Here is a 13,766-nt window from a genome sequence, read left to right as displayed (position 1 = left end):
CTGTCCTCAGTTGTTGGTTCTCAGGCGTTCGCGAAGTTGTTCCAGGCGCTGCCGGATTTCCTCGCGGCGTTGGTCGCTGGTGTCTGTGTTGGTGGATGTAGATCGTCTGTCCACACCAGTTGGACGAATTTGCGTGCCACTGGGTTCCTCCTGCTCATTGGAGGTTTGCGTGGAAGCCATGGAGAGCCCCGTTCTGTCTTCATCTTCGGGAAAATAGAGGTTCTCGAGTTTGCCGCTGCGTTCAATGATGATGCGATTGGGGCGAACAGAACGAAGGGTCGCATTGCCAGGCAACTCATCACCCACCAGATAGGCTTCGGTGTTTCGCTTGTCGTCTTCAATCAACGCGCTACCAGGAAAGTCGCCCGAGGCGGCCAGCACACCGCGAAGAAACAGCCGCAGATTGGTTTCCGGCAGGTTTTCAGTATCGGGTTCCGTTTGGGGCGCCTCTTTACCGGGTTCTCCAAACAAGGCAAAAGAGGCCAGGTTTACCTCTGGCACCTTCCGGGTGTCGGTTTCCGCCATTGTCATGTCAGCAGTGGAAGTGGTGTCGCCGGCACTGGTTTCATTCTGCCAGAAACGAACGCCCTGCCACGCTGTCACAGTGATCATGGCGATGCCTGCGACGATGGTGAGTATCAGTGGTAACCTTGAACTGGTAAAAAGCATTGAATGTCCCGAAAAGAGCAGGTGTGGGCCGGCAAAAGGCTCACAGGTTATCAGACTGCAACGATTTATTGGCAGTATAGTGTATAGAGTTATTCAGCGGTTCCATATCCTATGGTAGCCTTTCTGAATTAATTGAATAGAAAGGGATTCCGGAACTTTTTTCTTCCCGCCCCGGCAACAAAACGAGGACGACCGTGGACACAGACACAGAACTTCAGCCGCAGGATGCTCCGCTGGGCCGTCTACCTTTCACGTTCGCCAAACGCAACGGTGTGATTCTGACCCGTGACGACGATGGCGACCCTGTAATCCTGGTACGACCCGGGGCGGGTCACTCAGCGTTGGCGGAAGCCAACCGCATCAGCGGGGGGCGTGCAAGGTTTTCTCCCATTGATCCGGCCCGGTTCGACGCCGCGCTGAACGCCGCCTACCAGAATGATTCCGCCGAAGCCATGCAGATGGTGGAAGGTATTGGCGATGATATGGACCTGGCGTCGCTGGCGGATTCGGTGCCCGAAACCGAAGATCTGCTGGAGCAGGAAGACGACGCCCCGATCATTCGGCTTATCAACGCCATTCTTACCGAGGCGGTCAAAACCAGCGCCTCTGATGTTCATATTGAAACCTACGAAACACGACTTGTAGTTCGCTTCCGGGTGGATGGTGTTCTGCGGGAAGTGGTACAGCCCAAGCGAGCGCTGGCGCCCTTGCTGGTGTCGCGGATCAAGGTTATGGCCAAGCTGGACATCGCGGAGAAACGGGTGCCACAGGATGGTCGTATCGCCCTGCGGGTTGCCGGACGTGAAGTCGACATTCGTGTGTCCACCATGCCGTCATCCAGCGGTGAACGGGTGGTATTGCGTCTTTTGGACAAACAGGCCGGGAGCATTCGCCTGGAATCCCTTGGTATGGCGGGCGGCGATCTTAAAATACTGCGCCGGCTGATCTATCGGCCCTATGGCATCCTGCTGGTAACCGGTCCCACCGGTTCCGGTAAATCCACAACATTGTATGCGTCGCTGCAGGAAATCAATGATCGCAGCCGGAACATACTGACCGTTGAGGACCCGATCGAGTACAACCTGCCTGGTATCGGCCAGACCCAGGTCAACACCAAGGTGGATATGACCTTCGCCCGTGGGCTCCGGGCCATTCTGCGTCAGGACCCGGATGTGGTCATGATCGGTGAAATCCGTGACCTGGAAACGGCGGAAATCGCTGTTCAGGCCAGTTTGACCGGGCACCTGGTGTTGTCGACTCTCCACACCAACACCGCCGTGGGTGCGATTACCCGCTTGATGGACATGGGCATTGAGCCGTTCCTGATTTCTTCCAGTCTGGTGGGCATCGTGGCCCAGCGATTGGTGCGCGTGCTCTGCAAGGACTGTTGTGAACCCTACACACCGAGCGAAGAGCATTGCGAATTCCTGCAGCAGGACCCGGCCAATCCGCCGACGATTCATCGCGCCAAGGGCTGCGAACATTGCAACCAGTTGGGGTATCGGGGCCGTATTGGTATCTATGAGGTGGTCGAGGTCAACGAGGAGATCAGCTCATTGATCCATAAGCGGGCAGGGGAGCTGGATCTCGAACACGAAGCCAGACTTCATGGCCCGAGCATCCATGCCGATGGCGTCCAGAAAATCCTGGATGGGGTGACCACGGTTGAAGAGGTCCTTCGCGTGACCCACCGGAGCAGGTAACTCCATGCCAGCATTCGATTACAAGGCACTCGACAGTCGCGGCAAACAGAAACAGGGCGTTGTCGAGGCCGATGCACCAAGGGCGGTTCGCCAGCAATTACGGGAACGGGGCCTGACGCCCCTGGCGGTGGAGCCGGCCTCGGAGAAACAGGCGCGGAGCAACCCACTGAGCAGCCGGGGCAGCCTGGCAACGGCGGACCTGGCTCTGGTGACCCGTCAGTTGGCGACGCTTATCCAGTCCGGCATCCCCATTGAACAGGCGCTTTCGGCGGCCGCCCAGCAGTCTTCCAAGCCGCGCATTCGCAGCATGTTGATTGCCATACGTGCAAAAGTCATGGAGGGCTACAGCCTGGCGGACAGCCTGGGTGAATTCCCACGGGCATTTCCACGGCTCTATCGCTCCACTGTCGCGGCGGGTGAGCACGCCGGCCACCTGGATTTGGTGCTCAACCGGCTGGCGGACTATACCGAGGCCCGGCAGGAGGCCCGTCAGAAAATCCAGTTGGCCGCCATTTACCCGATTATTCTCAGCGTTGTGGCCGTCGCCATTGTGGTGTTCCTGTTGACCTATGTTGTGCCGGACATCATCGAGGTGTTTGTAAAGCAGGGGCAGGAGCTTCCGGCGCTGACGGCCGCCATGCTGGCAGTCTCTGATTTCCTGGGCAACTACGGTATCTATCTGCTGATACTGATCATTATGGCACTGGTTATTTTTCGGTGGTCATTGAAGAAACCCTCGTTCCGGCTCCGCTTCCATAAAAGCCTGCTGAATATGCCGCTGTTTTCAGGCATGGTTCGCGGTGTCAACACCGCACGCTATGCCAGTACACTGAGCATTCTGACCACTAGCGGTGTACCGTTGGTGGAAGCCATGCGTATTGCCGGTGAGGTGCTCTCAAATGACCACCTGCGTCAGGAGCTGCGGGATGCAGCAAGAAAGGTGAGTGAAGGCGGTTCCCTTCATCGCTCGCTGGACCAGACGGGGTACTTCCCACCGATGATGCTGCACATGATCGCCAGCGGTGAAGCCAGCGGCGAGCTGGACAGCATGCTGGAGCGGACTGCGACGATGCAGGAGAACACCCTGCAATCCAAGATTGCCGCCATCGTGGGCCTGTTCGAGCCGATGATGCTGCTGCTGATGGGCGTGGTTGTGTTGATTATCGTGCTGGCAATCATGCTTCCGATCCTGAATATGAGCAACCTGGTTGGTTAGGCCAGGACCGGCAGGCCAACCCCATTTCCAAACCCAGAGATAGGGACAGATGAAGAGCGAAACAATGAAACATCAAATGGCACAACGGGGTTTTACCCTGATCGAAATCATGGTGGTCATGGTTATTCTGGGCTTGCTGGTAGCCATTGTGGCTCCCAACATCATGGGGCGAAGTGACCAGGCCCGCGTGACCGTCGCCGAAACCCAGATGAGCAACATCGCTAACGCGTTGGACCTCTACCGCCTTGATAACAGCCATTACCCGTCAACCCAGCAGGGCCTTGAGGCACTGGTGTCCAAGCCCAGTGGCAGCCCCGAGCCTCGGAACTGGAATCCGGAAGGGTACCTGAACAGCGTTCCCGAAGATCCCTGGGGTGCGCCATACCAGTATGTGAACCCAGGCACGGAAGGCCCTTATGATCTCTACTCGTACGGTGCCGATGGCCGAGAGGGCGGTGACGGTGATAACGCCGATATCAGCGTATGGAAGGTCAGGGACTGATAGTGCTCTCCAGGACGCGACAGTCGGGCTTCACACTGATCGAAATACTCGTTGTCCTGGTGGTGGTTGGGCTGCTCGCGGCGCTTGCGGTTATGTCGATGGGTGGTAGCTCGCGTGATCGCGAGATGGAAAATGAAGTACGCGAGCTCTACCTGCTGATGCAGACCGCCTCGGAGCAGGCGATACTGAACAATACTGAGCTGGGCCTAATCCTCGAGGAAGACAGCTATCGTTTCGTCGCCTGGGAAGAGTTGAGTGGCGAATGGAAACAGCCAGCCGAGCGGATGTTCCGGACACGGAGTTTTCCGGAATGGATCACGGTGACTGAATACATCGAAAGCGATACCCCACGCCTGGCGTCTGACGAAGATGAACTGAGGCCGGATGTGGTGTTTTTCTCCAGCGGTGAAACCACGCCCTTTGAGATTGAGTTCCTTGTTGGCCGCGACGATTCCCGGATGCATACCATTGCGTCTGATGGCGTTTCTCCCTTGGAATGGCGCCATCCCGGAAGCGAGGAGGTCGAGGAAGAATGAAGGGCCAGCGCGGTTTCACACTGATTGAGGTCCTGGTGGCTCTGCTGGTTTTCGGCCTGATTGCCACCGCAGCCGCTGAGGTGGGTAGTCAGTATATTTCCAGCTATGAGCGGATTCGGGACAAAACACTGGCTGGCTGGGTGGCGGACAATCGCATCAACGAAATCCGGCTTCAGGAAAACCTGCCCTCTATTTCAGAGAACTCGGAAGACATCGAATACGGCTCGTATCAATGGCAGGTAACCACTGCTGTCCTTGCCACCGAAGACCCGTCCATTCTCCGTGTTGAGGTCACCGTGGCTCAGTATCGCGGCAACAGACCTGAGCCCGCCCCGATCCACACGCTGTCTGCGTTTATTGGTGAGAACTGATGTCGGCCCCCATGATCATTGCTCAACACAGGTCGCGTCCCTCCGCCCAAGCTGGCTTTACCCTGATGGAAGTGCTGATCGCGGTTACCATCACCGCTGTTATCGGCCTAGGGGTATGGCAGGTGTTGGGCAATGTGGTCTCGTCCAGGGACCGGGTCAACGAAGTCGCGGAACAGTTTGATAATATTCAACGCACCATGCTCTTGCTGGAGCGGGACATTACCCAGGTGGTGAACCGGTCCGCCCGTGACATTTACGGCGATTTCCGTCCTGCTCTGACCAGCCGTGAGGAAGAGTTTTCATTGATTCTCACCCGCCAGGGCTGGCGCAACCCACTGGGCACTCGCCGCAGCAGTCTGCAGCGGGTGGGCTGGGAATACACCGGGGATGAATTGCGCCGGCGGTACTGGGTAACCGTCGACAGGGGGCAGGAAGACAACAGCCAGGACCTTCTTCTGCTGTCGAACGTCACTGAGTTCACGGTTCGTTTTCTCGATGATCAGCGAAACTGGCGGGATGAATGGCCTGATGAAGAGAGTATGGCCAATATGACACCAGGTACGCGCCCCGACATTCCCTTACCGCTGGGTATTGAGGTCACCATTGAGCATGAACGTTTTGGAGAGCTGGTAAGAACCTTCACGCTTCCTGATTTTGACAACGACGTTGCCCAGGGTGTGGTGAATAGCGTCAACGATGCCGCAGACGATCAGGACGATGATCAACAACAGGATCAGGATCAGAACCCAAACCCTGGCCAGGACTCATCGGGGACAGGAGTGACGGGTGGCTAAACATCCATTCATCGGTAGGCACGGTGGTCGCCAGAGTGGCGTTGCACTGATTATGGTGCTCCTCGCCATGGCGCTGGTGGTCATGCTGGCAACAGGCATGACCCAGCAGCAAAGCGTGCGGGTATTCCGAGCCAGCCACTACCTTGCCCAGCAGCAGGGGCACAGCGTGGCCCTGGGTGCGGAAGCCTTTGCCCGCCAGATTCTGGTGCGCGACTTTGAGGACGACAAGGAGAACAACCTCATGGTCGACAGCCTGGACGAATTCTGGGCAAAGAATGCCGCCATCCTCCCGCTGGACGACAACGGCGTGGCGGAGGTTCAGATTGATGATCTCGGTGGCAGGATCAACCTCAACGACCTGGTAAGCGCCAACGGGCAGGTCGACCCCATTGTTCGTGATCGAATCGCCCGTTTGCTCCAGGTGCTCGAAATCACCACTGTCAATGTCGATGCGCTGGTGGATTGGATCGACCCGAACGACCAGACCGTCAGCGCGTATGGGGCCGAGGACGGTCAGTACCTTTCTGCGGATCCGGCCTACCGGGCCGGCAATCAACCCTTTGTTGATGTTTCCGAGCTTCGCATGATTGATGGTATGACCGAGGAAGCTTATCGGGCACTGAGACCACACGTAACGGCGTTACCGGTGACGGGGTTGGGCATCAACGTCAACACTGCGACGGCACCAGTGCTCAGGTCTCTCCATGAGGAACTGACACAGGCTCAGGCAGACGCTATTCTGGAAAGACGCACAGAAGAGCGCTTCGAGAATGTACAGGACTTCCTGGCAATAGATGAATTTGCGGGGAGGGGGATGAAACCCACGGGCCTCGGTCTGCAAACCCGTTTTTTTGAAGTAGTATCGCGGATTACCTACGATAACCGGGTTGCCAACCTGGTCAGCACGGTTTATCGAAGCCCGGAAGGCGAGATGCAAACCGTGTCTCGTGACACCGGGCAAAAGAATCGTATTACCAAGGAACCGTTCACGATCTCCGGGGAATAGGGAAGTCCGGAGCCGGAAAACCGTTACAAAAAGAACCGATAACCCCCCAGAGGGTTTCGAAAAAGGAAACTGTTCAGAATGTCATATCGCCTCTACGTCAGGCCACGGCCACCGTTCGCGGACCTCGACGCCAACCCGGAAGCCCAGTTGTACAATTGGGTGCTGGTGGATGCCAGTGGAGATGCCCAGGCCCGGGGAACCGCGGATTCACGAGACACCATCGAGCAGACTCTGACCCAGAACGATCTTGAGAATGTGCTGTTGGTGGGTCTCATTCCCGGCGATGAGGCGCTCTTCTGCGTAGCGGACATTCCCGCCAAACAAACGCGATTTGTTCATCAGGCGCTCCCTTACGCGGTTGAGGAGCAGGTTGCCCAGGACATCGAAAGTGTTCATCTAGCCCTGGGTAACCGCACGGAGAAAGGTTTTCGGGTGGCGGCCATAGACCACGGGCAAATGGCCGAATGGGTGGTGATGTTCAGTGGTTGGAATCATCTTAAGCTGGATGCGATCTACCCGGATTCAAGCTTGCTGCCGTTGACTGAAGGCGGCTGGTCGGTGTGCCTGGATGGCGATTCCGCCATGCTTTCCAGTGATCAGGGGGAGTGGCTCAGTGTTCATGCGCGAAATCTCGCGATGTTTGCGCAGACGCTGGCGCTTCCACCGTCTGATGAGGTGGTCGCCGAGGTGCCGGTGACCGTTTACGGCACTGAGCAGGAATTTGAGCACCAGCAGGCGGACCTGAGCGAGCTGAAATCGTCAGGGCGCCTGGTAGTTCGCGAGGAAACGCTGGAACTGATGCCACTGGAACTGCTGGCACACTCCCACCATCATCACCTTTGCCAGCCGATCAACCTGTGCCAGGGGGCCTACAGCATCCGCACGGGCAAATCGAGTGCGCTGGGCGCATGGAAACCGCTGGTTGCCGTGGCCTGCGTATGGTTTGTGATCCAGATTGGCGTGGAAGTCGGCATGGGATTCTACTACCAGCAGCAAGCCGATGATATCCGGGAGCAGGCGATGGCAGTTTATCGTGAGGCCTTCCCGGGAGACGCCAGGACCCATTCCGGTAACGTGCGCCGGGTTGTTGAGGGGCAGTTGCGTCAACTTCAGGCGGAAGGGCCAAACGCCGGTTTTCTCACGTTGATGAAGTACACGGGTGAACAGTACTCGAAGATTCCCGATTCACGCGCTGTCACCTTCAATTCGGTGAACTACAGCCAGAATCGCGGGGAACTTGTGGTCGATGTGCGTGCAGACAGCTATGACAAGCTCAGCACCCTGAGAAATGGCCTGACCAGTCGCGGATTGGAAGCGAAGATCGGCTCGGTGGTTAACGAATCCAATGGCGCCCGCGGGCGTCTGACGGTTTCCGGAGGATAATGGCATGTTAAACAGGATCAAGGAGCAGCCAGCCGTCGGAAAGCTCATCGCCCAGTATGACCAGTTGCCTCGCAGGGACCAGCAGGCTCTGTCTGTTCTTGCGGTGGCCGTTCTCCTCGGCATTCTCTACTTCGGAGTCTGGCGCCCTGCCACGGGTTTTCACAACGAAGCTGTCGAGTCTAGGGAGCGTGCCACTGAACTCTTGGCGTGGCTTGAGGCTAATCGTCAGTCATTGGAGCGTCTGTCCAGTGCCAACTCGTCTTCGGGGGGCGCAGGTTCTGATACGCCGGTAGACGGTAGAGCACTTATGGCGCTGGTGACGCGCAGTGCCAGCGAATCAGGCCTTTCGCTTCAGCGCTTCGAGCCCAGTGGTGAGAACGCCATTCGCGTCTGGCTCGAGGGTGCACCGTTCACCGAGGTGGCCAACTGGTTGGAACGTCTGAACACTAGCCACGGTGTTCAGATAGATCAAGCGTCCATGGACCGACAGAACGATCCAGGGATCGTATCCGTACGTCTGACGTTAACGATTTGAGGCAGACACTGGAGAACATGTGATGAGTGACGGCACACAGAACAAGAATAGCCAGGAGCCAGTCATTGTTCGACTCGATGGAAGTGCCCGAAATGAGGCGATTTCCATATTAGTCCATGCGTACCGGGATGAACCGACGTTCCAGTACCTGTTTGATCATCGTCGGCCTGGCTATCAGCAGCGCGTGCGGGCCACGGTGCGGGAACTGATTGATCTCTATTTTGGTCTGAATCAGGATGCGGTGGGTGTGCTGGTGAACGATACACTTGTTGCCGTTGCCTTCATTGGCGAGCCGGAGCTCCGGCTGAACCTTGCGGAGCAGCTTAGCTGGCGCATTCGCATGGTTCTGACAGCCGGGTTTGCCTCTACCCGTCGTTACCTGGATTACCATGAGAAAATTCGGGAAATGCTACCCCAGCCTCTGGCTCACCAGTTGCCATTGATGGGAGTGAATCCGAACTATCAGAACAAGGGGTATGGGCGACTGCTGTTATCCACGGTTGAGAAGCTCTGTGCGGAAAATCCCCGGGGAAGCGGGCTTGTCCTGGATACAGGCAACAGCCGCTACCTTCCGTTCTACGAGTCCGAAGGGTTCCGGAGCCTTGGCACCATTCGCCTGGGAAGCTTTGAGGATCACATACTATTCCGTGAGGTCCGCCCCGACGAACAGGCGGCGGTCTCCGGTTGAACGAACAGATTGTCGAAAAAGACAGGAGACGCTGTGTCTGACAGACAGGATTTTGATCTTATTGTTGTGGGTGCCGGTTCCGGTGGTGTCAGGCTGGCACGCATGTCCGCGGCCAAGGGCGCTCGTGTGGCTGTGGTGGAATCGCGCTATCTTGGTGGAACCTGTGTGAATGTTGGCTGCGTCCCCAAGAAACTGTTTGTCTATGGTTCCCACGCGGGTGAAGACATCGAGGACGCTGCGGGCTATGGCTGGAACGTGCCAGGAGATCAGGTCAGTTTTGACTGGACCAGGCTGGTTGCCAACAAAAACGCCGAAATCGAACGTCTTAACGGTATCTATGGGCGCATGCTTGCCAATGCCGGCGTTACGGTTATCGAAGGCACCGCGACACTGACCGATGCTCACACGGTGGTAGTGGGAGAGCGGTCCTATACCGCGAAGCATATCACTATTGCCACCGGCAGTTGGCCCGTGGTCCCGGATGTGCCAGGCAAGGAATGTGTTCTTACCTCGAACGAGATGTTCTATCTGCCGCAACTGCCGAGGCAGGCAGTGGTCTGGGGTGGTGGCTACATAGCGGTGGAGTTTGCCGGTATTCTTGCCGGGCTTGGCGTCGAGACAACACTTCTCTATCGCGGTGATCTGTTCCTTCGGGGCTTCGATGACGACGTTCGTGAGTTTACCGCTCAGGAAATGCGGAAAAAGGGCGTGGACCTGCGCTTTGGCGTCAATATCGAATCCATCGAGAGCGAGGACACTCACTACAACGTCAACCTGACCGATGGCTCCCGGCTGAATACCGGTCTTGTGATGGCGGCGACCGGGCGCCGTGCGTTGGTGGACGGCCTGGGACTTGAGGCGCTTGGGGTTCAGCTCAGTGCCTCGGGCCATGTGGTTGTGGACGATCACTTTCAGTCCGCCGTACCCTCGATTACAGCTCTTGGCGATGTTATCGGCACCCCGCAACTGACGCCGGTGGCGCTTGCCCAAGGCATGGTACTGTCCCGCCGACTGTTCGGAGACGGCCAGGGCGAGATGGACTATACCTGCATTCCTACGGCGGTCTTCTGCCAGCCCAATATCGGAACGGTCGGCCTGACGGAAGCAGAGGCGAGGGAAGCCGGGCATAAGCTCCGTATCTACCAGTCGGAGTTTAAACCGATGAAACATACCTTGAGTGGGCGGGATGAGCGGTCACTGATGAAACTGGTGGTGGATGCTGACACTGACCGGGTGCTGGGTGCTCACATGGTTGGGCCCGATGCCGGAGAAATAACCCAGGGGATAGCGGTTGCCCTGAAAGCTGGCGCGACCAAAGCGCAGTTCGACAGCACTATTGGTATTCATCCGACCTCCGCTGAAGAGTTCGTCACCATGCGCGAGCCCGTCGCGTAATCTTGCTAAAAGCCGCTGGTTACACCCGTATCCAGCGGCTGAGTACCGTTCTCAGGTTTTCTTTTCTCACTGGCTTGGCGAGGTAATCGTTCATGCCTGCCTCTCGACAGCTGGTCTCGGTTCCCGGAAGGGCGTCCGCTGTCAGTGCGATAATGGGAGTTCCGCCCTGGCCGTTGCTCTTTTCCCATTCCCGGATGCAGCGGGTGGTTTCATAGCCGTCCATCACCGGCATCTGGCAATCCATCAGGATAACGTCGTAGCCGGAGTGATTGGTTCGAACCAGTTCCAGTGCCTCCTCACCATTGGCTGCAGCGTCTGTCTCAAAGCCCAGCCGCCGGAGCAGGGCAGTGGCGACCCTTTGGTTCACCATGTTGTCCTCCACCACAAGAGCACGGGCTTGCTCGCCTCCGGTTTTGATGGGGCCCTGATCTGCGGCCTCAACATGATCGACCCGGTTTGCCAATTCAAAGGGCAGCTCGAAGCGGAACTGCGACCCTTTCCCAATGTCGGTCTCGACTTTGACGTGACCGCCCATCAGCTCAACCAGTCTCTGGACCAGCGAAAGCCCCATGCCGGTTCCACCATAACTGCGTGAATCACCCGTATCGAGTTGCTCAAATGAGTTAAAGATGTCGTGAATCCGTTCGACAGGAATGCCACAGCCGGAATCGCTGACGGTGCAGTTGAGCACCAGGCAGTTATCCTCAACAGAGAAAAAGTTTGCCTGTACTTTGATGAAGCCGTCGCCTGTGAATTTGATGGCATTATCGATAAGACCCGCCAGGATCTGGCGCAGGCGTGGTGAGTCTCCCAGCACAAGCAGGCGATCCGGCCAGTCTCCGATAAACTTGGTGGACAGCGCCAAACCTTGCTGCTCGGCGACATGACGGTAGCTGGCGGTGCAGTTGGTGATGAGTTCTTTCAGGTCAAACTCGCGGTTATCCAGTTCCAGCGTACCCCGGTCAATATGGGAATAGTCCAGGATGTCATTGATGACCGTCAGCAAGTCCTCAGTGGACTGCCGCGCCGTTTGGAGATAGTCCTTTTGCCGAGCACTCAGGGCCTCGTCGGTCACAAGTTCGATCATTCCCAGAACACCATTGAGCGGTGTGCGTAACTCATGGCTCATGGTGGCAAGAAATTCGGATTTGGCTCGATTCGCCATCTCCGCGCGTTCCCGGGCTTTTTCAGAAGAAGCCAGGGTTTCGTCCCGGGATGCCTTAAGGTTCCTCAGATGCCTGGAGAGAGCATTGAGGCTTTCCTCCAGTTCCCGGGTTTCGCGGGTGGCGCCGGCAAGGCCGACCTCAACTTCCTCGTATTCCCGATTGGTCAGTTTTGCAACTCGGCGGGACAGGCCATGGATCGGTGAGACGATACTGTTCAGCGAGTGTTTGACGATTAGTAGCGTAAACAGCAGCAGTGAAAATCCAACCGCCAGTGATGTCCAGAGTATATCCTGCCGGCGTGCTGCGAGTTGGGCTTTGTTGACGCCCACCTGAACAGTACCGACGCGAAGCGCTCCTGACCCGAAACCGTAGTTGGGCTCAAACCATTCGGTCTGGCGATCCTCCCCCAGATCAAGTGGTTGCTGCAATATCTCAGATTCGAAGACGTCGAAGGTCTCCTCAGCACTGATATTGCCTGGGTCGTCCGTGGACACAAAGCCAACCTCTTCGCCCACCACGTTGGAGACGCGTATCCATTGGGCGCGGCTGCGCCGCAGCGATTGCGACAGTATCTGTTCCAGGGACGCCGTGTTCCCCGAAACGACGGCGTATTCAACCGCCGGCGCCAGGCTGTCAGCCAGCATCTGACTGCTGTCAGCCAGGTCCTTGCGGGCGTCATCAAGCCGAGCAGACGTAAAGAACACCATCAATACGATAAACATGACGATCGCTGGTGCGGCACCCAGTAGCAGAAGCTTCCGCGTGAGGGAGACTGGCCTGCCCATACGCTTACTCATCAGACGCCTCCTCAGAACCGGCTAACCGCTCGCTAATAGAGTTGATGATCTCCTGACGGTCGGGCAGCGGAATGTTCAGGGAACGCGCAACCTGGTCGTTGAGCTCAATCCTGAAGACATCGGGATAGGCGGGCGGGGGGAACTGACCATCGCGGCGGTATTGTTCTATGTAATTCGCTGCCAGTTTGGCAATCTCGGTTAAAGGGGTATAGGTAGACGCCAGCGATCCCGCTTTGACATAAGCCTGACTCGGGCCGATGACAATCCGGTTACGACGATAGGCCGTCAACAAGATGTGCTTGATGGTTCGGGGGTTGTATATACCACTGTCCGGTGCGGCCAGAATAAAGTCGCCGTAGTTCAGCGCGTGAATGAGCGTTGGTATCAGGTCGTTGTCGGAACTGACGACAAATACTCGTGCCTGGAGCCCGTAAGCTGGAAGTTTTTCAACCAGGGATTCGTAGATTTCGACGGTCTCGGGGCGGGCAAGCATCGCCACCCGGGTGGCATGAGGCAGGATTTCCTGTCCAGCGACGGCCTGCCTGATTAAAGGGGGATTGTACAATATGCCGGAAACCGAACCTTCAGAGCGCTCTGCATAACCTTTGATAAATGATTGATCCACAAGCAGAGCCAGGATGGGTACGTCACGATTCCCTTGCCGGACTCGGGTAAAGGCTTCTGGTCCGAGCGTAATAACGGGTGTGGTTTTGTCCTGAGACGCCTGACCGCTATTGAAGGAGCGAATGTTGATGCCACTGCCCAGGGCCTCCTTAAGAAGGGAGAGCATGCGGCGATTCAGTGCGGAGTTCTCGGAACCGGCCAGGTACACCTGGGCCCCCGAAGAGGATTGCGCGTAAACAGGCTGCAAAGGCATGGACAACACGAAAAGCAGGAACAGTACGGCACTGGCCAGGACGCACCGACTGGCATGGCCGCCTGATTTATTCCCCACTTTGGTGTTGTACGTTGGTTTCATACCGTCCAGGGTCGGGTATCGTCCGT

Annotated in this window: 14 protein-coding genes; 11 read left to right on the top strand and 3 right to left on the bottom strand. The window is 57.1% G+C overall.

All coding sequences use genetic code 11. The features are described from left to right. Positions 1-6: 6 nt before the first annotated feature. Positions 7-669, bottom strand: a complete 663-nt coding sequence (locus ACTRWH_RS04300) for a type II secretion system protein N (protein WP_075194812.1) — start codon at positions 667-669, stop codon at positions 7-9. 194 nt (positions 670-863) lie between these two features. Between ACTRWH_RS04300 and gspE the strand changes: the two genes are divergently transcribed. The 11 genes from gspE (at position 864) to gorA (ending at position 10,798) form a co-directional block, all read left to right on the top strand. Then, on the top strand, positions 864-2,372 hold the full coding sequence (gspE, locus tag ACTRWH_RS04295) for a type II secretion system ATPase GspE (RefSeq protein WP_036207103.1): 1,509 nt from the start codon (positions 864-866) through the stop codon (positions 2,370-2,372). Positions 2,373-2,376: 4 nt separating this feature from the next. After that, a complete protein-coding gene (gene gspF / locus ACTRWH_RS04290; protein WP_462825947.1) occupies positions 2,377-3,588 on the top strand; it encodes a type II secretion system inner membrane protein GspF in 1,212 nt (403 codons plus the stop codon). Between the two features lie 64 nt (positions 3,589-3,652). Then, a complete protein-coding gene (gspG, locus tag ACTRWH_RS04285) occupies positions 3,653-4,090 on the top strand; it encodes a type II secretion system major pseudopilin GspG (protein ID WP_164732128.1) in 438 nt (145 codons plus the stop codon). Further along, positions 4,072-4,626, top strand: coding sequence for a type II secretion system minor pseudopilin GspH (gspH, locus tag ACTRWH_RS04280; protein ID WP_051946924.1), 555 nt, complete (start codon positions 4,072-4,074; stop codon positions 4,624-4,626). The genes gspG and gspH overlap by 19 nt, the downstream gene beginning before the upstream one ends. Further along, positions 4,623-4,997, top strand: coding sequence for a type II secretion system minor pseudopilin GspI (gene gspI, locus ACTRWH_RS04275; RefSeq protein WP_036207111.1), 375 nt, complete (start codon positions 4,623-4,625; stop codon positions 4,995-4,997). Before gspH ends, gspI begins: the two co-directional genes overlap by 4 nt. Then, the gene (gspJ, locus tag ACTRWH_RS04270) at positions 4,997-5,791 is read left to right on the top strand and encodes a type II secretion system minor pseudopilin GspJ (protein WP_227664091.1); all 795 of its coding nucleotides are present in this window, start codon (positions 4,997-4,999) and stop codon (positions 5,789-5,791) included. The genes gspI and gspJ overlap by 1 nt, the downstream gene beginning before the upstream one ends. Continuing rightward, entirely contained in the window at positions 5,784-6,797 is a 1,014-nt protein-coding gene (gene gspK / locus ACTRWH_RS04265) for a type II secretion system minor pseudopilin GspK (RefSeq protein WP_164732127.1), read from the top strand. The genes gspJ and gspK overlap by 8 nt, the downstream gene beginning before the upstream one ends. A gap of 78 nt (positions 6,798-6,875) precedes the next feature. Next, positions 6,876-8,180, top strand: coding sequence for a type II secretion system protein GspL (gene gspL / locus ACTRWH_RS04260; RefSeq protein WP_379864950.1), 1,305 nt, complete (start codon positions 6,876-6,878; stop codon positions 8,178-8,180). Positions 8,181-8,184: 4 nt separating this feature from the next. Beyond that, a complete protein-coding gene (gene gspM / locus ACTRWH_RS04255; RefSeq protein WP_091643781.1) occupies positions 8,185-8,715 on the top strand; it encodes a type II secretion system protein GspM in 531 nt (176 codons plus the stop codon). A gap of 22 nt (positions 8,716-8,737) precedes the next feature. Then, a complete protein-coding gene (locus ACTRWH_RS04250; protein ID WP_041334903.1) occupies positions 8,738-9,403 on the top strand; it encodes a GNAT family N-acetyltransferase in 666 nt (221 codons plus the stop codon). 33 nt (positions 9,404-9,436) lie between these two features. After that, positions 9,437-10,798 (top strand): glutathione-disulfide reductase, encoded by a 1,362-nt coding sequence (gene gorA / locus ACTRWH_RS04245; RefSeq protein WP_036207121.1) that lies wholly within the window; start codon positions 9,437-9,439, stop codon positions 10,796-10,798. Positions 10,799-10,817: 19 nt separating this feature from the next. Here gorA and ACTRWH_RS04240 read toward each other — a convergent pair whose 3' ends face one another. Both ACTRWH_RS04240 and ACTRWH_RS04235 read right to left on the bottom strand, forming a co-directional pair. Continuing rightward, the gene (locus ACTRWH_RS04240) at positions 10,818-12,761 is read right to left on the bottom strand and encodes an ATP-binding protein (protein ID WP_036207124.1); all 1,944 of its coding nucleotides are present in this window, start codon (positions 12,759-12,761) and stop codon (positions 10,818-10,820) included. After that, positions 12,754-13,740, bottom strand: coding sequence for an ABC transporter substrate-binding protein (locus ACTRWH_RS04235; RefSeq protein WP_036207127.1), 987 nt, complete (start codon positions 13,738-13,740; stop codon positions 12,754-12,756). Before ACTRWH_RS04235 ends, ACTRWH_RS04240 begins: the two co-directional genes overlap by 8 nt. Between the last annotated feature and the right edge of the window lie 26 nt (positions 13,741-13,766).

It is taken from the genome of Marinobacter sp. G5_S1_61_S3, from assembly GCF_054968585.1.
Note: the sequence above shows the minus strand (reverse complement) of the source record. Positions and strands in the feature narration are given on the sequence as shown.